Annotated in this window: 23 protein-coding genes; 8 read left to right on the top strand and 15 right to left on the bottom strand. The window is 47.6% G+C overall.

Annotated elements, in window-relative coordinates; translation table 11 throughout:
• Positions 1-91 precede the first annotated feature (91 nt).
• The gene (locus PTQ21_RS08245) at positions 92-1447 is read left to right on the top strand and encodes an MATE family efflux transporter (RefSeq protein ID WP_090953961.1); all 1356 of its coding nucleotides are present in this window, start codon (positions 92-94) and stop codon (positions 1445-1447) included.
• A 131-nt stretch (positions 1448-1578) separates the two neighbouring features.
• Here the strand turns inward: PTQ21_RS08245 and PTQ21_RS08240 are convergent, their stop codons facing one another.
• On the bottom strand, positions 1579-1935 hold the full coding sequence (locus tag PTQ21_RS08240; RefSeq protein ID WP_072734872.1) for a FlxA-like family protein: 357 nt from the start codon (positions 1933-1935) through the stop codon (positions 1579-1581).
• A gap of 489 nt (positions 1936-2424) precedes the next feature.
• On the opposite strand from PTQ21_RS08240, the gene PTQ21_RS08235 reads away from it, so the two are divergent.
• From PTQ21_RS08235 to PTQ21_RS08210, 6 genes are all read left to right on the top strand, one after another.
• Positions 2425-3282, top strand: coding sequence for a carbohydrate ABC transporter permease (locus PTQ21_RS08235; RefSeq protein WP_063567788.1), 858 nt, complete (start codon positions 2425-2427; stop codon positions 3280-3282).
• Positions 3279-4163 (top strand): carbohydrate ABC transporter permease, encoded by an 885-nt coding sequence (locus PTQ21_RS08230; protein WP_274569445.1) that lies wholly within the window; start codon positions 3279-3281, stop codon positions 4161-4163. Before PTQ21_RS08235 ends, PTQ21_RS08230 begins: the two co-directional genes overlap by 4 nt.
• Before the next feature lie 53 nt (positions 4164-4216).
• Positions 4217-5599: an ABC transporter substrate-binding protein gene (locus PTQ21_RS08225; RefSeq protein ID WP_274569443.1), complete on the top strand. Its 1383-nt coding sequence runs from the start codon at positions 4217-4219 to the stop codon at positions 5597-5599.
• A 131-nt stretch (positions 5600-5730) separates the two neighbouring features.
• Positions 5731-6738: a LacI family DNA-binding transcriptional regulator gene (locus PTQ21_RS08220; RefSeq protein WP_090810302.1), complete on the top strand. Its 1008-nt coding sequence runs from the start codon at positions 5731-5733 to the stop codon at positions 6736-6738.
• 33 nt (positions 6739-6771) lie between these two features.
• Complete coding sequence (locus PTQ21_RS08215) at positions 6772-7764, top strand: N-acetylglucosamine kinase (protein WP_274569440.1); 993 nt, start codon at positions 6772-6774, stop codon at positions 7762-7764.
• A gap of 54 nt (positions 7765-7818) precedes the next feature.
• A complete protein-coding gene (locus tag PTQ21_RS08210; protein ID WP_274569439.1) occupies positions 7819-9144 on the top strand; it encodes a 6-phospho-beta-glucosidase in 1326 nt (441 codons plus the stop codon).
• Positions 9145-9398: 254 nt separating this feature from the next.
• Here the strand turns inward: PTQ21_RS08210 and PTQ21_RS08205 are convergent, their stop codons facing one another.
• From PTQ21_RS08205 to PTQ21_RS08175, 7 genes are all read right to left on the bottom strand, one after another.
• A complete protein-coding gene (locus tag PTQ21_RS08205; RefSeq protein ID WP_274569438.1) occupies positions 9399-10628 on the bottom strand; it encodes a family 8 glycosyl hydrolase in 1230 nt (409 codons plus the stop codon).
• Positions 10629-11097: 469 nt separating this feature from the next.
• On the bottom strand, positions 11098-12318 hold the full coding sequence (locus tag PTQ21_RS08200) for a TraB/GumN family protein (RefSeq protein ID WP_274569437.1): 1221 nt from the start codon (positions 12316-12318) through the stop codon (positions 11098-11100).
• Positions 12319-12515: 197 nt separating this feature from the next.
• Positions 12516-13811, bottom strand: a complete 1296-nt coding sequence (locus tag PTQ21_RS08195) for an ABC transporter permease (RefSeq protein ID WP_274569434.1) — start codon at positions 13809-13811, stop codon at positions 12516-12518.
• On the bottom strand, positions 13804-14706 hold the full coding sequence (locus tag PTQ21_RS08190; RefSeq protein ID WP_024632126.1) for an ABC transporter ATP-binding protein: 903 nt from the start codon (positions 14704-14706) through the stop codon (positions 13804-13806). The genes PTQ21_RS08195 and PTQ21_RS08190 overlap by 8 nt, the downstream gene beginning before the upstream one ends.
• Before the next feature lie 20 nt (positions 14707-14726).
• The gene (locus PTQ21_RS08185; RefSeq protein ID WP_063567903.1) at positions 14727-15623 is read right to left on the bottom strand and encodes an ATP-binding cassette domain-containing protein; all 897 of its coding nucleotides are present in this window, start codon (positions 15621-15623) and stop codon (positions 14727-14729) included.
• Positions 15624-15638: 15 nt separating this feature from the next.
• The gene (locus PTQ21_RS08180) at positions 15639-16028 is read right to left on the bottom strand and encodes a GntR family transcriptional regulator (protein WP_274569432.1); all 390 of its coding nucleotides are present in this window, start codon (positions 16026-16028) and stop codon (positions 15639-15641) included.
• Positions 16029-16120: 92 nt separating this feature from the next.
• The gene (locus PTQ21_RS08175) at positions 16121-16888 is read right to left on the bottom strand and encodes a hypothetical protein (protein WP_274569430.1); all 768 of its coding nucleotides are present in this window, start codon (positions 16886-16888) and stop codon (positions 16121-16123) included.
• An 80-nt stretch (positions 16889-16968) separates the two neighbouring features.
• On the opposite strand from PTQ21_RS08175, the gene PTQ21_RS08170 reads away from it, so the two are divergent.
• The gene (locus PTQ21_RS08170; protein WP_274569428.1) at positions 16969-17259 is read left to right on the top strand and encodes a hypothetical protein; all 291 of its coding nucleotides are present in this window, start codon (positions 16969-16971) and stop codon (positions 17257-17259) included.
• 107 nt (positions 17260-17366) lie between these two features.
• Here the strand turns inward: PTQ21_RS08170 and PTQ21_RS08165 are convergent, their stop codons facing one another.
• The 7 genes from PTQ21_RS08165 to coxB all read right to left on the bottom strand — a co-directional run bounded on the left by PTQ21_RS08165 (position 17367) and on the right by coxB (position 23302).
• Complete coding sequence (locus tag PTQ21_RS08165; protein WP_063567901.1) at positions 17367-17738, bottom strand: hypothetical protein; 372 nt, start codon at positions 17736-17738, stop codon at positions 17367-17369.
• A 111-nt stretch (positions 17739-17849) separates the two neighbouring features.
• Positions 17850-18314 (bottom strand): DUF420 domain-containing protein, encoded by a 465-nt coding sequence (locus PTQ21_RS08160; protein ID WP_024632131.1) that lies wholly within the window; start codon positions 18312-18314, stop codon positions 17850-17852.
• Between the two features lie 36 nt (positions 18315-18350).
• Complete coding sequence (ctaG, locus tag PTQ21_RS08155) at positions 18351-19274, bottom strand: cytochrome c oxidase assembly factor CtaG (RefSeq protein ID WP_063567900.1); 924 nt, start codon at positions 19272-19274, stop codon at positions 18351-18353.
• Between the two features lie 106 nt (positions 19275-19380).
• Complete coding sequence (locus PTQ21_RS08150; RefSeq protein ID WP_063567899.1) at positions 19381-19701, bottom strand: cytochrome C oxidase subunit IV family protein; 321 nt, start codon at positions 19699-19701, stop codon at positions 19381-19383.
• A 3-nt stretch (positions 19702-19704) separates the two neighbouring features.
• The gene (locus tag PTQ21_RS08145; RefSeq protein WP_063567898.1) at positions 19705-20331 is read right to left on the bottom strand and encodes a cytochrome (ubi)quinol oxidase subunit III; all 627 of its coding nucleotides are present in this window, start codon (positions 20329-20331) and stop codon (positions 19705-19707) included.
• Positions 20328-22178: a cytochrome c oxidase subunit I gene (ctaD, locus tag PTQ21_RS08140; protein WP_371121660.1), complete on the bottom strand. Its 1851-nt coding sequence runs from the start codon at positions 22176-22178 to the stop codon at positions 20328-20330. Before ctaD ends, PTQ21_RS08145 begins: the two co-directional genes overlap by 4 nt.
• Before the next feature lie 71 nt (positions 22179-22249).
• Positions 22250-23302 (bottom strand): cytochrome c oxidase subunit II, encoded by a 1053-nt coding sequence (gene coxB, locus PTQ21_RS08135; protein ID WP_063567896.1) that lies wholly within the window; start codon positions 23300-23302, stop codon positions 22250-22252.
• Positions 23303-23503 lie beyond the last annotated feature (201 nt).

The raw sequence follows: 23503 nt of genomic DNA, 5'->3' as shown, positions 1-23503 counted from the left end.
TCTCGGCATGTTATTATACAGAACGAACGTTCAGTATAATATAATATAATATAATATAGAATGAACATTCAGTATACTAACGGAGGTCATCATGAACACAAATTGGACGCATCCATTAGAAAGGCAATCTGTAGGTAAGGCATTTGTAAGCTACCTCGTGCCTTCCATATTAGGGATGCTCGTTATCGCTTTCAATTTTATTATCGACGGCATTATGGTTGGACACAAACTGGGTTCTACAGCGTTGGCGGGAATCGGGATTGCATCTCCTGTCTATACGCTTTTTGTAGCTATGTCGCTATGGATTGGAATGGGCGGGGCAACCTTGTATTCCACCTATATGGGTAAGAAGGACCCCACGACAGCGAAACAAATCTTCACCAAATCCATTACGATTATTTTGCTGATTACGATGGTTATCGGATATACGGCATATACTTTCAGAGATAAGCTTGTTTTGGCCCTTGGTGCCAATACTGAAACATTCCCGTTTGCTGCGGACTATATGAATATTATGCTGTTGTTCGGTTTTGTCTTCACCATTGAGAATGCACTCACTATTTTTGTTCGTAACGACAGCAATCCCAATACATCCATGTATGCTCAGATTACATTTGCGGTAGCCAATATTGTGCTTAACTATATAACGTTATACGTACTGGAATGGGGCGTTCGTGGCGTCGCGATTGGTACAATTATATCGGCATCTCTGGCGCTTCTTGTGTTGCTGACTCACTTTTTCAGAAAAAATAATAATCTCAAATTCACTCGCTTCAAATGGAATACCAAACTGCTGGCTTCTATTGTACTCATTGGGTTTCCAAGCTTCCTTGCTGAACTAGGCATGTCCGTCTTCTCCATCTCTCACAACATCTCACTGGATCGGATTGCGGGCACGGATGGCGTGGCATCTTTTACAGTCTTGAACTATATTCATGGTGTTGTACTGCTCGCATTTCTCGGTCTAGCCTCCGCTGCCCAACCTTTGGTCAGTTATTATCACGGAGCCAAACAGATGGATCGGGAAAAACAGACCATTCGTTTAGCCTCCAGAACGGCTCTGGCATGTGGGGTCCTGCTATTACTCGTTGTACAACTGGGCGCACCTTATTTTGTGCAAATCTTCGGGAACTTCAGTGCCAGCGTGACGGATAACGCCGTGTACGGTTTGCGAATATTTACTTTTGCATACTTGTTCATGGGTATTAACTTTGTCATGAGCACGTACTTTCAATCTGTCGGAAATGCCAAAATGGCCATCTGGATTACAGCTGCACGCGAGATGATTATTATGGTTGCTTTGATTGCGATCCTCCCTTCATTCTTCGGTGTTACTGGCGTTTGGCTTGCCGTTCCGCTATCCGAGATGGTGGTTCTGGTGACTATCGGCATGTACTATAAAAAAAGAGCCATCTCAGAACGTATAAACGGTTTAACGATTGAATAAAACATGTGAACAACCAAAAGACCTGCTTGATCTATAGAGATCAGGCAGGTCTTTTGGTTGAGCTAATCCGCTCTAACTTATCGATTATTAGGCTTTTTTAAGATGTCATAAATTAAGTTCTGTATTCCTTCTTATACCCGAATATCAAATCGGCCATTGCTGTCCGTCGTTGCATTTGCAATTTGTTGCGGGGATGCTGCTTGCATACCATTCGTTGGTGGTTTGGCCGGCGGCGCTTCTTTGGTTCCGGTTGTCCCGCTGCTCTGGGAGCTTTGCTGCGAGATTTGAGCTTCGATTTGCTTGATTTGCTGCTGCAGCTGCTTCGTTTTGGTCTCCTTGGTTTTATCATCGTCCTTGCTGGATTGCACTTTCTCCAATTCGGCCTCAAGCTTCGTCTTTTGTTTTTCCAACTCACTTGTGCTGTTCGAACTGGATGAAGACGTGGATATGTAGGATGTCGTGGAACTTGCTGCTGAAGAAATATTCATTGATGATCTCCTCCTCTTTCTTGGTTCCACTATATCCCATACAGACGATAGGAACGTTAAATTCAACTGAAAGGTTGCTGAATGATTGGCGCCGGCCATTTCTAGTTTTTCAAACAAAGTTCCCAAGTCCTTTCGGGAAAATTTCTTCCAAGAAATTTCGTGAATTTTCGAGGGCTTGATTCCCCCAAAAAAACCTTTCTAAATGAGCCTTTATCAGACGTTTTGAAAGAACTTCCGAAGCACCAATGAAGGTAGCGCTTTCAACTATCCAAAAAAAGGGTTGATAATTGAGAAACCATCCACTATGATAATCTCATCAGTCCGGATAATAAAGTTAAAGCACTTTAACTTTCAATTACATAACATCACATGAAACCTTTTATTTTCGGGTAAACTCAACTACGAAAGTTAAAGCGTTATAACTTTATATCAAATAGAAAGGTTGGTGTTTATGTGACCCATCGCGAAAGCCGGCGGCAGACACTTTACATGTACCTCTTCATCTCTCCATGGCTTATCGGTTTCTTCGTGTTTGCCTTGTATCCGATTCTGTCATCCCTTTATTACAGCTTCACGGACTATGACATTATCCACCCGCCGAAATATGTCGGACTCGCGAATTACAAAGAAATGTTTCAAAATGACCTGTTTTGGAAATCTGTTGTCGTAACGGTACGCTATACATTTATCAGTGTACCGATCCAGCTGCTGCTGGCACTGGGATTTGCTCTCCTGCTCAATGCGAAAATACCGTTTCGCGGATTTTTCCGCACGGCCATGTATTTTCCGAGCATGGTATCCGGCGTCGCCATGTCCTTGCTATGGTACTGGATTTTCAATCCATCGATCGGTCTGTTCAATTACGTGCTGTCCTGGTTCGGCATTAGCGGCCCAGCCTGGCTCATGAGCCCCGATTATGCGCTTTACGCTCTGATGATTATGTCCTTCTGGACGGTGGGCTCAGGCATGATTTTGTTCCTTGCGGGACTTCAGGGCGTTCCTTCAAGCCTCGTGGAAGCCGCCAAGCTTGACGGTGCGGGACGCTTCCGGATTTTCCTGAACGTAACGCTGCCCATGATTTCACCGGTACTTTTGTTCCAACTGATTATGGGCGTCATTGATTCCTTCCAAGTATTTACGCAGGCGTATGTAATGACCCAAGGGGGTCCAAACTACTCGACCTGGTTCTACGTTTACAACCTGTACACCAGCGCCTTCAAGGAATACAGAGCGGGCTACTCCTCGGCACTCGCTTGGGTACTGCTGATCGTCGTCATGGCGTTTACAGCGCTTATTATCAAACTCTCGAACCGTTATGTTCACTATGAAGGAGGCGGACGCAAATGAGTATGATTCCGACTGCCGGCCCAGGGGCTTCACCTTCTGTGAATAAACGCCGGCGCAAAATCGATGCGGTTAGCATTGCCAGCTTCATTGCCCTGGTGGTCACCACCTTTCTCATGCTCCTCCCTTTGTTTTTCATGGTCTCTACCTCACTGAAATCGAAGAAGGAACTACTGACGTTTCCTCCGACCTTTCTGCCGGAGTCCTGGCAGTGGAGTAACTACAGAGAAATTTTCGACACGCTGAACTTCGGTCAAATGTATATGAACAGTCTCATTATCGGCATTTTGACTGTTGTCGGCACCCTGTTTTCGTCGGCGCTTGCAGGCTATGGCTTCGCCAGATATCGGGGCAAGGGCAGCAACTTGTGGTTCATGCTCATGCTCAGCACCATGATGCTTCCATATCCAGCGATTATGATCCCACAGTTCATTCTCTTTTCCAAGCTGAACTGGATCGATACCTTCCTGCCGCTGATTGTCCCTGCGTTTTTCGGTTCAGCATACAACATCTTTTTGCTGCGACAGTTCTTTACCACGCTGCCGGATGAGCTGTTTGACGCCGGACGTATCGATGGCTGCAGCGAGTTCCGGATGTGGCGACAGATTGCTTTGCCTTTGTCTGGTCCAGCACTTGCAACCGTTGCGATCTTTGCCTTCATCTACAGCTGGAACGACCTTTTGACACCTGTGCTCTATTTAAGCTCATCGGATAAGTTTACACTTCCGGTCGGTATGTCTTCCTTCACATCTTCGCGTTTCCGAATTCCGCCGTGGCATCTGCTCATGGTTGCCTCCGTGCTCGCCATGCTGCCGATCGTGACTCTGTTTGCGATAGCCCAGAAGCGGTTTGTGGAAGGAATTGTACTTACAGGCATCAAGTAAAGACTCCGCCGCAGGGGCGGCAAAAAACTTGAATATATGGGGGACTGTAATCCATGAAAACGATAAGGATCAAAAAGTCTTTTACACTTTTGCTTGCGACCAGCATGCTCGTCGTATTGGCATTGTCCGGCTGTAGCGGCGGTAAATCAGCGGGAGATGTCGTACCCGGTAACGATGGCGATAGCGCTAACTCAGGTGGGCAAGTAACCATAACGCACTATACCATCGATTCCGAGGATCGCACTTTTATCGAAAAGCTCGTTCCGGATTTTGAAGCCCAACATCCAAATATTAAGGTAAAAATCGAGAAAGCTCCTTACGAGCAGTTCGACAGTAAACTCCAAACACTAATTGCCGGGGGCAAATCGCCTGACGTCACAAGCCATTATGGATACGGCGGTTTTGCGGAGTATTACAACAAAGACATGCTGCTTGATATGAACGACATTATTAAGGAAGACGGATTTAAAGCGTCCGACTACAACATCCCGGATGATCTTATGAAAATCTACACCGTCAAAGACCAAGTCTACGGTATTCCGGTCAACATGTACGTCTCTCTGATGCTCTACAACAAAGACATGTTCGATGCTGCCAACGTTGCTTATCCTCCAAGCGATTACGAGGACAAGAGCTGGACGTTTGACAAAATGGTCGAAGACGCGAAGAAAATGACGCATGTATCCAATGATATTGCTAAAACTCAATATGGCGTTGACTTCACATGGTCCGAGCGCGATATGCGCCCGCTCTATTTCGGAGCTGAACCCTACTCCCAGGATACCTGGACGAACGGCGGCGTACCATCCGAGACTCATTTTGATTCGCCTGAAGTCATCGCAGCTTATAACAAGCTGTTCAACCTGATCTTAAAAGATAAAGTGTCTCCGACAACGGAATGGAGCAAAAGCGTAGCGGGGCAAAACGGCGATGCGTTCGTAACCGGCAAGGTGGGTATGACCGTCAGCGGCTCATGGAGCCTTGCGGGCTCCAATGACTTTCCTTTCAAGGTTGGCGTGGCTGCAGTGCCTGCCGGCGGCAATGACAAGGTCCGCAGCGTGCTGTTCGTCGATCCGCTCTTGATTCTGAAGGGCTCCAAACATCCGAAGGAAGCTTTTGAATGGATCAAATATCTCGTCAGCGACGAAATTCAGGAAAAATCCATCGACCTGAGCGGTGGTAACCCTCCAGTGAATACGAAGGCAGCCGAAACCTATTACAAGCATTTTGATGGCATCGATACGGCAGATGTGAAGAAGGTTTACGAAGGCGCTGTGAAATACGGCTTTGAATCCTATAACCACCTGATCACCCACTATTCTCAGATCAACGATATGTTCATTAATGAGATGCAGCCGATCGATACCGGACACAACACCGTTGAAGAAGTGATGCCGACGATTCAGAAAAAGGTCATGGAAATTATCAAACGTTAACGCTAGACATTGTGCCGTCCTGCAAGGGGCGGTGCATCTATCAAATTAGCTTCGCGGCTAAGCCTCCGTACATGTATACTATTGTTAAGTCAATATAAAGTACGGAAAATCTGCCGCAAGGAGAATAAACAATGAAGGTTAGTATATTTGATGTTGCAAAGAAATCAGGGCTGTCCGTCGTAACGGTCTCACGCGTCTTAAACGGTGCCGAATCCGTGCGAGAGAAAAATAGGCAAAAGGTTCTGGAAGCCATCAAGGAGCTCGATTACCATCCCAACGCTGCTGCGCGGAGTTTAGCTCGCGGTAAGACAGGAATCGTCGGCTTGATCATGACCACTCTTCAGGATTCCTTCTTCGACACCGTCGTTAAAGAACTGAACGAAGTGCTTGCACTTCACGGCTATTTTCTGGCCGTTTCGGTCTCTACCGGCATTGGCTCCGATGAAACCCATTACCTGATCCAGGAGGACCGGGTAGACGGACTTATTCTGCTCTCGCCGATGGAAGAGGATAACTACATCGTGGAACTGAAGCGGCGCAATATTCCTTATGTCCTAATCGACAATCAGAAGCCTGAGAATGATACTTTTTCGGTAACGATCGATAACTACAAAGGTGGCTATGCCGCTACGAAGCATCTGCTTGATCTCGGCCATACCTCCATCGCGCATTTAAGCGGACAAAACATGTTCCGCAGTACGAGAGAGCGTCGCAGCGGTTTCCTGCAGGCTCTTAAGGAAAAAGATCTGGCTCCATTTGAAATGATCACGGGCGATTTCGAAATCGATTTTGGTTATGACATCTGCCGCAAGTGGCTGCGTGAGGGACACCTGCCTTCCGCGGTGTTCGCGGGCGATGACCATATCGCGCTTGGGGTCGTGAACGCCCTCATGGAAGAAGGCATCAAGGTGCCTGAACAGGTAGCTATCGTCGGCTATGACGATCAGTATATTTCATCCAAGCTGCACCCCCATCTGACAACGGTCCGGCAGCCTGCCGACCGCATTGGGGTCGCCGCTGCGGATATGCTGTTGAAACGCATGGACGGTACGATGAAACGCGGGGCTAATGTAAGGATCGATCCTGAACTCATCGTGAGAGAATCTACTGGATTACCAACAAAAGGTACGACCGGATAATAAATATAACCTTATATATAGGAGTGACGACCATTGGCTTACTACTTGGGAATCGATGGGGGAGGAACAAAAACATACGCCCTGCTGACCGATGACTTCGGCAATGTGCTTGGCAAAGGCGTGGGCGGCAACGGCAATCACCAGATTGACCGCGCCTTGGCCGCACAAAGCATACGGGAAGCTGCAGAAGGAGCTCTAAACGAAGCAGGACTGCGGATTCATGAAATCTCGCACACCTATTTCGGACTTGCGGGCGCAGATCGGGAGGTAGATTACCGAATCCTGCACCCTCTGGTTCAGGAAATCGGATTCACCCAGAATTACTCGATTAACTGTGACACGATGATCGGTCTGCGCGCAGGTACGAACCGGCCTTACGGGGTCGCGCTGATCTGCGGCACAGGCACCAACTCCGCAGGCCGCAATCCGGCAGGAGAACATGTACAGGTCGGTGGTTTTGATTATATGTACGGTGATTTCGGCGGTGGCGGTTCCCTCAATATTGAGGTGTTCCGCTCTGTCATCCGTTCTTGGGACGGCCGTGAGCAGCCAACGCTCCTGAGTCCCCTGCTGCTTAACTTCCTTGGATATGACAGTGTCAGCGATATGTTCGATGACTTTCAGGATCACGGCAAGCATGTGCCTGTCCATGTAGCAAAGCTGCTATTTGAAGCTGCCGCAGAGGACGATGCTGTAGCTCTGGAAATTCTGAACCGTCAAGGCGTAGAGCTTGGCAAATCAGCAGCTGCGGTTATCCATAAACTTGGAATGGAAAAGGACGCCTTTGACATTATACTAGCAGGAAGTCTGCTAACAAGGGGAGATCGCGGCTGGATTCGCAGCAAAATTGAACAGACTGTTGCAACCATCGCTCCAAATGCGACCATCGTAACGTTGGCCACCGAGCCTGTTGTCGGTGCCTTATGGTCTGCTATGGATGCGGCCGGACATGCGGTAAGCCAGGATGTATATGACAAAATGAGGGCCTTCCGTGACTTCGAACATATTAAGCAAACAACAAGATAAACGTCTATAAACAATGTCATCATAAAAAATTCTTAAAAGACTGGAGTGTGCAAAATGGCATATGAACAAGGGCTAAAAATAGCGGTAATCGGCGGTGGATCTTCCTATACTCCGGAGCTCGTTGAGGGGTTCATCCTCCATCATGCCGAGCTTCCTGTACGAGAGCTGTGGTTGGTCGATATTGAGCCGGGAGAGCGCAAACTGAATATTGTCGGCAACTTAGCCAAACGCATGGTGGAGAAATCGGGGCTTCCGATTGAAGTTCATTTGACGTTCGACCGTCGCGAAGCCATCAAGGGTGCGGACTTCGTCAGCACTCAAATGCGTGTCGGCATGCTTGACGCCCGTGGCCGCGATGAATCCATTCCCCTGAAATACGGCGTGATCGGTCAGGAAACCACTGGTCCCGGAGGCATGATGAAGGCACTGCGGACGATTCCGGTCCTGCTTGATATCTGCCGTGATATTGAAGAACTCGCTCCTAATGCCTGGCTGCTGAACTTTACGAATCCGGCGGGTATGGTCACGGAAGCCATTCTGAAGTATTCCAACGTTAAAAGCATTGGTCTCTGTAATGCACCAATCGGCCTAATCAAGCAAACCTCAGCCAAATACGGCGTAGAAGCGGACCGCGTCTATGCCGAGTTTGTTGGCCTGAACCATCTCCACTGGATTACGCGTATTGATGTGAATGGAGAAGACAAACTGGATGACATGCTGTCCGATACGGCCGGTTACAGCGCGAAGAACGTGCCTGCACGGGAGTGGAATCCGGAATTCCTGCAATCCCTGCATGCCCTGCCTTCTTACTATTTGAAATATTTCTATATGACCGACGCCATGCTCGAAGAGCAGCTGGAATCCTTACAAAAAGGCGGCAACCGTGCGGAAGTGGTTAAACGCGTTGAAGAAGAACTTTTCGAGCTTTACAATGACCCGGACCTGAAAGATAAACCGAAACAGCTGGAACAGCGGGGCGGCGCCTTCTATTCCGAAGCTGCCGTGAACCTGATGCGCTCACTCTACAACGGAACGAATGACATTCAGACGTTGAACGTAGCCAATCAAGGTATCATTGATTTCCTGCCAGACGATGCCAGCATTGAAGTCAACTGCGTGGTCACCAAAACCGGTCCACTGCCCCTGCCGTTGACCAAGGTTCCTCCAATGGCAGTTGGACTGATCCATGCGGTTAAAACCTATGAGCGCCTCGCCATCGATGCTGCCGTGATCGGCGATCGTGGATTGGCCATACAGGCATTGGTCCATCATCCTTTGGTCCCTTCGGTCGAAGTGGCGATTCAGATGCTGGATGAAATGCTCGAAGCCAACAAGGAATATTTGCCGCAGTTCTTTACTGAATCTGCAGCTAATGCATAATTCGGCTATCATCCATTCGTCCTGATACCATAAGAAAAACGTCTATCGACGTACTTTCACATTAAGAGAAACCGCCATATCCCAGAATTTCCTGAGATATGGCGGTTTGTTGTTTCTAGGCATTTGCCATCTATAAGGCTTTCTTAAATCAATCATTAAATACATTCTCCTAGCTCTCTATCCATAAAAAAAGCAGGCCGGGAGCTAATCTCCCGGCCTGCTTGCATATGAGCAATCATCGGATTATAAGTTGCTTAGTATGTCCACCAGTTGCCGGACATCACGATCATGGAGAACAGCTTGATGCTATCTTCATAGTAGCCTTCATTGGAGCTGCCGGCCGTTTTGGTCCAGACGGAATTCAGCCAGTTTTGGTTCACGGACGAGGTCATAGCGCTGACACCAAACGGTGCATAGAACGCGCCGCTGCCGCCGGAACCTGTAACCGTGCCGTTGAGTTTATAACCATCCTTTACGTTGTTAGGATTACCGCTTACTTTGGTTGAGATCCAGCTATTCATTTGATTGAGCTGACTGAGTGCCCGGCTGTCACCAGTCATCAGGTAATCCGTTGCGATCCGCCAAGGCGTACGACACGAATTGTAATCGTAGCTGCCGTCGTTCGCCCCTTCCAGAAAATCGGCTGAAGCTGGCTTGTACGTCGAGCCCGACAGAACGACGAAGTCTGGAAGCAATCCGGTTGATGAGCTGTACCCATTGTATAAGGTGTTGACAATGGTATAGGTTTTGTCGATCACGTTCGCCCATTTGGCATCACCCGTTGCTGCCTGGAACGCCTTCAAGTGATTCAGCATAAAGTCCGATGGACGGGTAGCATTTTTGAACGTATTATCCGTTGCCCAGTCGCCAAGACGCAGCGTCCATTGGGACTGATTCACGTCACTTTGCATGATGGCATTGATGATGTCCTTGCCGGCCTGAAGGTAGTTGATACTGCCGCTGCTACCCCACTGCTTGTCCGCAAGCAGGAGCGAATAAGCAATGTCCATGTCTCCATCCGTGGCCGAGTCGGCGCCTTCAATGTTCTGGAAGCTGCTGTTTTGTTTCCATGCCATCAATTTCGAATTGTTGGCGCTCGGATGCGCTTTATAATATTGATAAAGTCCGTCGAAATAGGTCTGCGCATTGCCGTCATAACCGGCCATTATAACCGTTGCCAGCATTCCGTACCCGTGTGCCTCAGATACGGTATCCCCGTTGGACTGATACTTCACATAATACTTGCCTGTGCCCGCCGTTTTCAGATAAGCCGATTTCCAGCTGTCCCATTTCGCTTTCACGGAGCTATCCATCGCACTTTGCGTAACATGGTTAGGCTTGATCGAGCCGCTGGTATATGTCGTGTGCTGCGGAAACGGCTTGTTTGGAGCGGCGAAAGCAAAGCTCGCCGGAATCAGAAGAAAAGCGAGACAACACATCATAACAGCCTTGCTGCTAACCGAAAATCCCCTATTTTTTCTCATAAATTTACGCTCCTTTTAGGTCCAAATGGGTTTTGATCCATGACATAACCTTTAAGCCTAAAATTCAATGCAGCATCTTGATGGAGAAACCATGATTCGATACTCGCGAGACACAATCACCTCCGCCTTAAAGTTAAAGCGCTTTAACTTTTAAAACGCTTACATTTATTTTAAATGCTTTTCTAATATTTGTAAATAGACATTTCTGAGATTGCTTCTAAAGTCCTGAATCGACATTTGACAGTAAAAAAAAACGGGAATCAATGCACGGGGGTTTCTTACCCTAATTAATATCAAGCCTTCATTCACTCACGTATGGATGACTACTTCTTTCTTCGCAGGCATACAAAAAAATCCCCTCAAGCTTCCAGTGCCAGTGCTTGAGAGGGATTTTATACGATCTCTTTTTTCACTATTGTCTATCATGTGGAGAGAATACCAAACTCCCATATAAGGAGCTATAATTCTATTATTTTCGTACCACTGTATATCCTTTATCTTTCAGCAACTTCACGATCCCATGATCGCCCAAGTAGTGAGCTGCACCAACAACGATGAAATACTCTTCACCTTTGCCGTTTTTCAGGTAACCATCGATCTTGTCAGACATGCCGATGTTGCGATCAGTGAGCATTGCTTTGTTGTATTCTTCATCATCAGAGAAGCTGTTCGTCAGCTTCAGCAGTTGCTCGTCATTTCCCGTCTTCCACATTTCGGCCATTTGATTCACGCTGTCATCCAACACATCGAAATTGTCCAAAGTCGCTTTCAATGTTTTCTCTTGCAGCTCCTTAGAGAAGTCATTGAACATTCCCAATTGAGATTGATAGGATTCCAACTCGATCACCGGAAGTTTGCGCTCGATTGCCTTCTGTATGAAGTATAGGTCAACCCCCGAAGAAGCTTCATAGCCCGCTTTCATGGATTTCAGGCTGGCCAGTGTGCTCTCCACTACCCAAGGCTTAAAGGTATCCAGTGCATTCGCTTCCAATCCATTCTTCTTCAAAATGTCTCCCACCTGAGCATACGTCTCGCTGGAGATGTGATCTTTCAGTGTTGTGCCATCCTGATACGAGCCCAGATCCAGAACAATCTTCTGCTGCGCTTCGTCAGCCGCTTTGCTGATATCAATCTCTACGCCTAAGTAATCCGCCTCGGTAAAGGCTTCTTCAAACTCTTCGCGCAATGGATAAAAGCTTTCATCCGCAATATGCATTGAGCCTACCAGATATACTGTGTTGCCATTGCTTTCGACTTCCCACATGAAGCCACGTCCACCGGTTTGAACAGTCTCTGTTTCGCCACCCTTAGAAACCAGCAGCACTGTGCGTGTAGCAGCATCCCAACAGACCTCATAACCAGTTGCATCCCCGACAATACGAATCGGCGCGTACGTTACGCCATTAATGCGTGTAAGCTTGCTCTTCAAAGTAATCGTCTTGCCGTTAACGACGGCTGTGATCGTATCATCTGTTGCTGTCGTCAGCTTCACATCCATTGCGTCCAACGTGGAGCGCAGCGGCACAAGTGTTGTTCCTTTATCGTTGATCGGTGCACCCGCCGTGTATTCAACCGTTTCGTCATTCACCTTTACCGATGTCTCTTGCGGAGAGGCCATAGCCGGTACTGCCGATGCGAGCAAACCTACCGAAATAGTTAGAGACAAGAGTATGCGTTTCCAGTTTTTCATATTATGTATTCTCCTTTAAGCAATATAGTAATTTGAATAAAGATATTTGGATTATTATGAATTAAGCAGAGAAGATGCTCCTCTTTAAAGCATAGCACCTTCTCTGCTTTAATTACTCAAGCCAATTCCCTTCCGGATCATGAAGGTTCTATTGAACCACTAATTTAAAATTGAATACCCGTGTTCGTAAACTTGGATCAGATCTTATACGCCTTCATCGCTTTGAACAATTCCTTGAACGTTGGGCGTTTACCATACATCAGCACACCTGTACGATAGATTTTCGCTGCGAGCCAGCCAAAGATCATAATCGATACCACGAGAATGGCCAGGGACGTCCAGATCTGCCAGGTTGGCGCAACGCCTGCCCCAATCCGTACCAGAATTGCCGTTGGCGATGTGAACGGAATGAAGCTTGCTACTTTCAACAACAGGATGTTCGGTGTAGCAATACTGAAAATTGCAATATAGAAGGAAACCAGGGACAACATCGTAATCGGCAGCACGGCCTGACCCAGTTCCTCTGTCCGACTCACCATGGAACCGATGGCCGCGAACATCACCGCATACAGGAAGTAACCCAGAATGTAGAAGATGAGTCCATATACAATGACTGCGACGTTCACATCACCCAGGTTCATGTTGAAATCACTCAATACATCGCGGTTATGCGGTAACAGCATATTTCCGGCAACTACTGCACCGAAAATACCGATTTGCAATAGACCTACCATGAAAATACCGATAATTTTACCAAACATCTGACTGAGCGGAGATACACTCGTAATCAAAATCTCCATAATACGCGAGCTCTTCTCGGCTGTAATCTCGGAAGCAATCATATTACCTGTCATCATCGTTGATGTGAACAACAGGATAATCAGCAGATATACCACAATGTAATTGATGCCACTCATGGTACCTTCCGACTCCGCTGCAGCTCCGCTTTGGCCAGAATCCAGGTTTTGCTCTGTCAGTTTTACCGGCGTACTGATGAGCTGTTTTTGTTCCGCCGTGAGTGTATCCTTCACCACCACATCCAGCTTCACAATTTGCAGTGCAGCTTCAATGGGTGCTATAACCTGCGGGGAGATATCATCGCTTGAATATAAGACCGGCTGTGGGAAATCTTGCCCCGCAACAGGTTCAAACTTCAGGTACCCATCCAAAACCTCCGACTCCACATCGGCTTTGAGGGCCGCTTCATCTTTACTCGCGTCGTTAACAAAACGATACGTCTGGTTGCCTTGTGCGGAGGAGTATGCCTCCAGCTTCTCAGCTACCTCCGTTTGTCCCGTGCTCAGCAGACCGATATTCACCGGATTCGTGCTCGAGCCTCCACCGATGGGACCACCATTAAATAAGGTAATGAAATATGGAATATTGAGTCCAATCGTAATTAAAAGTGCAAGTACAATAGTCGTTACCATGAAAGACTTCGTTTTTACTTTGTTTTTAAACGTAAATCCGATAATTGTCCCCATTTTATTCATTCGACTCACCTACCTCACGAATAAAGATTTGGTTAAGCGTTGGTTCCTTGATTTCAAAATGTTCAACGGTCGTCTGAGCCATGGCTGCTCTCAGAATTTCCTGAGCTGCTTCCATCTGACCAATATGGATCAGGTATCCACGCTCATTTTGCTCTACCTTTTTCACACCCGGCAGCTGCTCCAGACCACCCACATTACCTGTGGTGCTCAGGAATACATGCTCACGTGGATAACGGCTCTTGATCTCTTTAATCTCTCCTTGCACAACGGTATTGGAGCGATGCAGAATTGTGATCTGACGACATAATTCTTCAACGTGCTCCATGCGGTGTGTCGAGAACAAAATGGCTGTGCCTTCGTCACGCAACTCCTTCACCGTGGATTTCAGTAATTCCACGTTGACCGGATCGAGTCCGCTAAAGGCTTCATCCAGAATGAGAATTTGTGGTCTGTGCACCACTGCGGCAATAAAGCCCATCTTTTGCTGATTCCCTTTGGATAGTTCCTCAATCTTTTTGTCGTAATACTCCGGCACTTCGAATCGATCCAACCAATACTTCAGGCTCTGATCCGCATCCTTTCCATTCATGCCGCGCAGACGGGCCAGATAGTTGATCTGTTCACTGACCTTTACCTTTGGGTACAAACCGCGCTCTTCTGGTAGATATCCCATAATCTGCTGCAATTCTGTGCTATAAGGTTTGCCGTTGTACTGGATATTTCCGCCATCCGGGTGGATCAACCCAAGCACCATACGCATCGTTGTTGTTTTACCAGCACCGTTGGCTCCGAGCAGACCGTAAATCTCCCCTTCTTTCACATTAAGCGTCACACCATTAACTGCCGTTTTGTCTGCGTATTGCTTGACAACCTGCTTCAATTCCAATCGGTTCATCATTTATCGTCTCCCTTCGGTTATTTCCACTGTACGGGTGCATACCCGGCAATCCAGAATGCCAAGACTTCATCCAATTCCAAGTTACGGATCTTCAATACCCGGTTATTTGCCAGCTCCAGCCTTTCCTGCGCTTCGCTGACCCGGGTTGTTATGACGCGAACCAGTCCTCTCTCTTCAGAGGAAGATTCCACAACCCCAGGGATACTCTCTGGTCGTAAATCTCCTTCATACCAGACTTCTTTCCACTGATCGAGCACCATATCTTTCTCGGCCATCCCCAGGGACTGACCACGGTGCATCAATACGATGTAATCTGCGAGCCTTTTGACTTCATCCGCAATATGTGTGGCAATCAGAATCGTGGTATCGCCCTCAGCCATGAAAGTACGGAACTGCTCGACCATCACTTTCCAGGCAAAGGGGTCCAGTCCGGATGAAGGCTCATCCAAAAGCAATAGTCTTGGGCGAGCTGCGATTGCAGCAGCGATTTCGAATTTCCGTCGTTCTCCCTTGGACATCTTGTTCAGCTTCACATCAACAGGTACTTCCATATCGTGAATCAGTTGGTTGAACAACTTCATATCCCAACGCGGGTACCAGTAGGCCCGAAAATCAGCTGCTTCCTGTGCAGTAATCCGGTTCTCTTCGAGCCCAGCGTTGTCAGCCACAAAACCGATCTGTTGTCTCAGTTCAATGGGAAGAGGCCCCTCATGTTCCTTTCCAAACCATATAATCTGCCCTGCATCAGGCAGTACCACTTGTTGTAACATGTTAAGAAGTGTGCTTTTACCTGAACCGTTATGACCGAGAATAGCAACTACATACCCTTCCGGGATGGTCAGATCGATTGGGCCAATAACTCTGCGTTTTCGCATTTTGGATACGCCGTTCAACTGAACTGCTATGGGCTCCATGTATGAATCACTCCCTCACTTCGAGTAAACTGTCTTGAGGACTTCCCGGAACAGACTCTCCAGTTCTTCTTCCGTACATCCCACCGATTTTCCGGACTGCACCGCTGCCTGCATCGCTTCCTGTGCGGCCTTCAATCTATAATGTTCTCTGTCGCCGGCTTCTACCTGGGCCACAAATGTACCCGTCCCCTGCTTCGTACGAAGCAGCCCTTCATTCTCCAGATCCTGATAGACCCGTCTAACCGTTATAACACTGCAATTCAGTGATCCGGCGAATTCGCGAATGGACGGCAAATGTGTTCCCTCCCCCAACTGACCCGTAACAATTAACGACCTTAACTGATTTTCAATTTGGTGGTATAAAGGTTCAGCGCTATTTTCATTAATTTGAATGGGTATTTTCACATCTTGCACCTCGCCCTCCGGTACACTCCAGTCTGTTACCTGTCCGTGCCGGTTTCATCCTGTATTCATTTTTGCGTTCATCCTTCATACCGTTAACTCAAATCCCGAGTGGAAAGTTTCTTCAGCGTCAACCGACTGAAAAGCCATAATCCTGCTATGCCAGCCACCAAAGCAACCCACATAATCGGGGAAAGCAGCCCCCATGATTTACTCATATCAATTACAATCGAAAATCCGTAACTGCCCGACGTTCGGATCAGCAAGGATAGGATGATCGTAAGCGGCAAAAACAGTGAACTGAGAAGCAAATATTTTTTGCCACTGTGCAGAAACTCTCCGTAAATATATAAGCCTGTCATGAGAAGTCCGTAACCTGTACAAGTTATGCCAAAGGCCAGGTACTGATCCCACCGGAACCCTTCCTCGTGCAACCCGACAACGTACAGTGATCCATAGAAAAAGATACCATTATACGTAAACGCCATCAGAGCCTGCTGAAGTCTCGACCACATCACTGTCTCGTGTGGAATGGGAAGTCTGCGATAGTAGGCCAACATTTGTGTATAGGAATCCTCCTGTATGTAACGGAAGGAACGCCTGCTGAACACGAATCCCTGAAATGGCACCATGATCAAAAAGAAAGTATCAACAACAGGATTAATGAAATCGGTCTTCTGTTGTCCTAATAACATCACACCGCTCATGCTGCCCGTGTATATCATAAAAATTGCGGTCCACAGCCATTGGAGCTTATCCTTGTTCATCTCGCTGCGGGTCAGCCACCAAGCCTGCTTCCATTCGTTCATATCATTGCCTGCCTTTCCATCTCGACTGTGCTCACTGTATATATCAATATACACAGTATACAGACCACTCCCTATTCCCGTCAACTCCTTATTTTCCTGAATCAGGAAGAAAGGATGGGATTCACGTCAGAATCGTGGTCATCTGGCTCATTTTGCGGGATGAACCCAAGCGTCATGCTGCCAAAAAAGGCAGACATCGAGTTCGCCGTAACAACGGCTACACCGACTCTTCTCCGGCATACCCGGTCATTACCACCAATGATGACTCCTACACTCATCATTCCAAACATTCACACGATCACAAGCATCATGACAGTGATTCTTTTTCGGGATCTAATTACCATCACAGTAGCGATAGCGGAACCAGCAACGACAGTGGTGAAGATAGTGGCGGTGGGGACAGTGGCGGCGGTGGTGGAGATTAGGATAACTCCTCAAACCAAAAAAAGAGCTGTATCCTATATTGTGCGAACACAATTCGGAACAGCTCTTTCCTTTTTTTCGGCACCTGAATACTGAAGAGGTTTAATCCTTAAACGAGGTTGTAGCCACTTGGCAGGCTGCGATTACTGCGAATCGCACGAATTTCGTCCAAAGTAAGCCGTTGATTGGTGGAAATCAAAGATTCCACATCATTGCCACGAATCAGATCATCCAAATCTCTCAAGTTGGTGTTCCCACGAAAGACGCGGAATCCGCCTTGAAAGTTAGGTCTCGTAAACACAACCAACGTTGCATTCGAACTTGTCGAGAAGAAACGCAGGCTTTCTACCCCACCCAGGATGTTGTCCAGATTACGGAGACCCGTGTTACCACGGTATACCCTGCTTCTTCCACGATAATCCTCTTCTGAATACACCGTGAGACGTGGATACGTTTGACTTACATGGACTGTTTTTTTCATTTGTTTTCCCCCTCTCGAACTCATTCTATGAATGAATGCGAGAGGAAGCTTGGACCAATCCACGGGTGGATACATCCATTTTCATATTTTCAAAGAATTCAATTCATTGCATTAAACACCCAAAATGACTTCCCATACCGGACGAGTGTGTCCACCAGGATACAGCAGGTACAACAAAACGTATACAATAACGCCTGTGATAGCACTGCTAAACCAGATCATGGATGTAAATCTCCCCCAACGGCGATGTGTCTTGAATTTCTTTTTGAACCCAAGCACCAAAGTGGAAATCCCGAAGACCGCTGCCACCGTGGCAAGGATAATATGAAAGATCAGAAATATTCGATAGAAGATCTCCATTTCCGGGTCCCCACCCCAAGCCGTATTCCCGACAAAGATGGTACGAGACATATAAATGACAAAGAACAGAAGGGCAGCAATGGCCCCTGCAATCATCGCGGTTTGGTGCGCCTCCCGTTTGCCACGGATAATTAGCACCCAGCCAATTCCAACCAGCACTGCGCTAATCACAATGAAAGAAGTACTGATCGTGGGTAGCAGAAAATACATATCCATCGTGTGTTTCCCCCTCTTGTCCAAACAAAACTTGTGTTATTTCGCTGCAGGATTGAGCGGTCCTCCCGTATTCTCTACAGGGTACGGATCATCATCATCTTCCCGTTTTTCCTTGCGGTACCATTGGAAAAAGACATACGCCAGCATGGAGACGAAGATGCCTTCCTGTATGAATTTCATCAAAATACCGCCCACCTGCTGATCCTCCTTGGCAGAGGACAGAAAGTTGAAGAACGCCGGTCCACCGAACGATCGCAGCAATGCCGTAGAATCCCCGGATACACAATACCGCATCGCCTCAGCCCATACGGCAGGATTGCTGTAGGTCGCATACAAGGGTTCGGAAGCAAAAATAATCAGTCCACAAGCTGGTGTCAGAAGCACCATGTTCAGAAAAATAAAACCAATCTTAGACAGCCCCGACGCTTGTCTCCCTTCCGGCAACGGATTGAGCAGCGTCCACCACATCAGCATGGAAGTAATGAAAAGTACAATGTAATACAAACGGTGAACCGTAAAATTTAACATCACGTAATCATGTACCACGGGTAGATGATATAACGAGAACAACCCGTTAAACAGCACAGCCGCCACGATCGGATGAGCCAAAAAAGATAACTGCCGTGTCGGCAGCCACCGGATGATTCCGCGCCATACCCAGAGGGGCAATCCCTTCATCAATAGCGGTGGCGCTACCAGATAGGACAGGGCCATACTCACCATATGGAAGCTGAACATCACATGACCCAGCAGATTGAATGGCCCCGCTTGTGCAAGATACAACACGGTAAGCCCAGTAATAAACATCATTTTCTGTGCGACCGTAGCCTGATCTGCCCCCTTGATCCGCTCACTGAACGGACCAACGAGCACTAGATAAGCTGCAGCAATGAGCAGAAACAATGCCATAATAAGTGGACTCCATAAATCGTTGAAACTAAAATATTGCAACCCGAGCATACGGGAAACCTCCCCGTGACCTGATTTGGTTGTTGCCTGAATCCATTGACTGATTGATCCGCCTAAAAGGGGAAAAGACGGCGACACTGCGCCGCCGCCATCTCTTTTACCACCAAACCCAATAGAGTGCCATAATGATGCACGTAAAAGCTACGAAAAATCCGAAGCTCATGAACAGGATCGGCATTAAATGCCCTTTATCCTTCAAGTGCATCCAGTAACCGAGCTGTACAAACACCTGAAGGATCGCCATAACCACCAATATAATAATGGTAAAGGTCGTATTGACTCCTCCCGCGGCAGCAGCCGCGAACGCAATTAGCGTCAGGACAATCGAGAAAATAAAAACAACGACGTGTTTCTGTGGACCTTCCGCCCGGTGACGATGCTTCACAGGCTGCTGATCACTCTTATCCTGTACCGACATGTGTTACCCCACCTTTCCGAGCAGGTACACGACCGTAAAGATAAACACCCAGACCACGTCAATAAAGTGCCAGTACATTGCGGAGACGTATACTTTAGGTGCAGTTACGACCGTTAATCCTTTTCTGAACAGTTGCCCGATAATGAGCCCAATCCACATAATACCGAATGCAACGTGAGCTCCGTGGAACCCAACCAGCGTGTAGAACGCTGAACTGAATGCACTTGTAGTCATGCCGAACTCTTTATGTTTCACATATTCATAGAACTCGTAGATTTCCAGACCGAGGAATCCAAGACCCAGTACAACGGTAATGCCAAGCCAGAGAGCAAGAGCATTGCGCTTCCCCTTATGCATAGCCTGGATGGCAAATACACTTGTCAAACTGCTGACTAAGAGAATAAAGGTTGCTGCAGCCACGAGTGGCAGATGAAACAATTCATTCGCCGTCGGTCCGTCATTCGTTTGGCCACGGAGGGCCAAAAAGGTTGCGAAGAGGGTTCCGAACAATACGGTCTCGCCGCCAAGGAACAACCAGAAGCCGACAAGCTTGTTGCGTCCTTCCAGCGTTGCTTTCTCCGGCTCATGCGGCAATTTGCCGTTTACCGGTTCGGCATGTGGAGTTGTCATGTTCTAACCCCCTTCTCATCCTGATCCTCCGGTTCAATATGCCAGCCATGATCATCATAGAGTGACCGCAGCGCCATCGCACCAAATGTAATCAGAAGGCCAATAATGACTACAATGTAATTGTTAAACAATCCGTTCATAAACGCATTGCCAAAATCATCTTTGCTGAACATGAGACCAAGTCCGGCAATGAATATACCGACAGACATAACAAACGGCAGTGGAGTCGCTGATGGCATATGAATCGAACCAACAGGTTCGGCCGGTGTCATCTCCGTATGTCCAGCCATCTTTTCCTTCCAATACGCATCGATTCCACGTACCAGAGGCGTCTGCTTAAAGTTGTATTCCGGTGGCGGAGATGGGATTGACCATTCCAACGTACGACCATCTTCCCACGGATCATTCGGCGCATCAACTGGTTTTCTCGTTGTAATCACGATGTTCACGAGGAACATGATAACCCCAACACCCATTAGGAATGCACCAACAGAACTGACCAGGTTAAGCAGGTCAAAATCCTGATTCGGCAAGTATGTAACGATCCGGCGCTGCATCCCCATTAAACCAAGGAAATGCTGTACGAAGAACGTTAATTGGAAACCGATCATGAATGTCCAGAAGGTCCACTTTCCGAGCGTTTCGCTCAGGACGCGACCGAACATCTTCGGCCACCAGTAATGTAATCCAGAGAACAAACCTAGCACCAATCCACCAACGATAACGTAATGGAAGTGAGCCACAACAAAGTACGTATCATGGAACTGGAAATCCGCAGGCGCTGAGGCCAACATGACACCAGTAACCCCGCCCATAACGAAGGTTGGAACGAATCCAACAGCAAACAGGTTTGCTGCCGTAAAACGAATCTGTCCGCCCCACATCGTAAAGAGCCAGTTAAATATTTTGATCCCTGTTGGTACAGCAATCAACATGGTTGAGATCGAGAACAATGCATTGGCGACTGTTCCCAGACCAGTCGTAAACATGTGATGCGCCCATACCATGAATCCTAAGAAGGCGATCAGGATGGTTGCAAACACCATGGAGCTGTAACCGAATAATCTTTTACGTGCAAAGGTTGGAATAACCTCCGAGATAATACCAAAAGCCGGCAGGATGAGAATGTATACTTCCGGGTGCCCGAAGATCCAGAAGATATGCTGCCAGAGTACCGGGTTACCGCCACCTGCAACATCGAAGAAATTGGCTCCCAGTATACGGTCAAACGTTAACAATACAAGTCCTACCGTAATGGCAGGGAATGCAAAAAGGATAATGGCTGATGTAATAAATGTGGTCCAGGTAAACATCGGCATCCGCATATAGGACATTCCCGGCGCACGCATCGTAATGATGGTCGCAAGAAAGTTAATGCCCCCGATGAGTGTCCCTAGACCGGCGATCTGGAGACCTATCGTGTAGAAATCCACACCGTGCGTCCCACTGTACTCGCTGCCAGAGAGTGGCGTATACGAAGTCCAGCCGGCATCCGGTGCCCCTCCCATCAACCAGCTCAGGTTCAAGAGCAGTCCGCCAAACAGGAACGTCCAGAAACCAAGCGCGTTAACAAAAGGGAAAGCAACGTCCCGTGCCCCAATTTGCAAAGGTACAACGGCATTCATAAGTGCAAAAATAATAGGCATAACACCAAGGAAAATCATCGTTGTTCCGTGCATCGTAATCAATTCGTTGAAGACCTGTGCCGACACAAAATCATTCATCGGTTTCATTAACTGAATCCGAATCAAAATGGCTTCAATGCCGCCGATTCCGAAGAAAAATCCACCCGCAATCAAATAGAGAACGGCGATTTTTTTGTGATCGACGGTGGTGATCCAATCCATCAAGCCCCTATACCGCTTGACGCTATGAGCATGAGCCAAGGTTGTGTACCCCCTTCTTCGTCCTTGCTGTTCTATTCATAGTCCAATTTGTAGTTGGCCAGATATTCGGCAATTCCGTCGATTTCTTCATCTGTGAGTCCAAGGTCTTTCGGATTAGGCATTGTATTGCCCGGCTTCACGGATTGTGGATCATGGAGCCATTCTTTCATGTTATCCAGCACCGGATTACCGTCTTCCTGGCCTTCGCCCTGATTCAGCAGAATACCTGCCACGGATTGCTTGCCGCCGATACCTGTAAGGTTAGGCGCAACTGGCCCGCCCTGATCCCCAACTGCATGGCAAGAAAGGCAGTTCGTTTTGAACTTCTCAGCCAATTGGGTATCTTCCGGAAGTACCGCCGGGGCTTTCATTTCGTTAACCCATTTGTCAAAGGATTCCTGACTGACCGCTTTTACCTTGAATTCCATGAAGGCATGCGACCTGCCGCATAATTCAGCACATTTGCCTCGGTAAACGCCTTCATTTGGCGCCGAGAAGCTGAACTTGTTAAGCGTTCCATCCGGGTTTGTGTCCATTTTACCCGCAAGTGACGGCACCCAGAAGGAGTGAAGCACGTCAGCGGTTTTCAATTCGAATGCGATTTTCTTTCCGGTCGGGATGATGAGATCTTGAGCGGTGGTTACGTCATATTGAGGATAAGTGAATTCCCACCAGTACTGATGCGAGGTGACTTTGACCTGAATTGCATTTTTGTCGTTGGACAGATCTTCGCCTTGGGCAAAAATCGTTTTTACCGTCGGTACTGCCAGAACAATTACGAGCAGCAACGGAATGGCTGTCCATATTACTTCCAGCTTGAAATTACCTTCAACCTGTTCGGGCATTTCATTCTGCCCGGCTCGTCTCCGAAACCGGATCAACACATACGCAGCAATAGCAAATACAATGATGAGCACCACGATCATAATCGCAATGGACAGCTTCATCAGATCATATTGGCCTTGCGCCACAGGACCCTGAGGTTTCATTACCGACAAGTCTTCCCGCCCGCATGCGGATAGCAGCAAAGAGAACACCGCCAGCAAGGGGAGAATTCGCTTTGCAACCTGCCACTGTTTCATCATTGATCTACCCCACTTTTTTAACATTTTCGTAGATTGCCGTTGTCGCCCAAAATAAACTTAATTCAGTTCATTTCAGCACGATACACGTAATCCTGTCCGACATACAGAACGCTTACAAAAATAACGCTTCCACTACTCCCGTCATTTCCTGCTAAGGGCATGTCTGCGCATTCTTCCAATTCATTCTATATGGTTCAATCA

It is taken from the genome of Paenibacillus marchantiae, from assembly GCF_028771845.1.
Lineage (GTDB): Bacteria > Bacillota > Bacilli > Paenibacillales > Paenibacillaceae > Paenibacillus > Paenibacillus marchantiae.
This window is presented reverse-complemented; position numbering and strand designations above follow the sequence as displayed.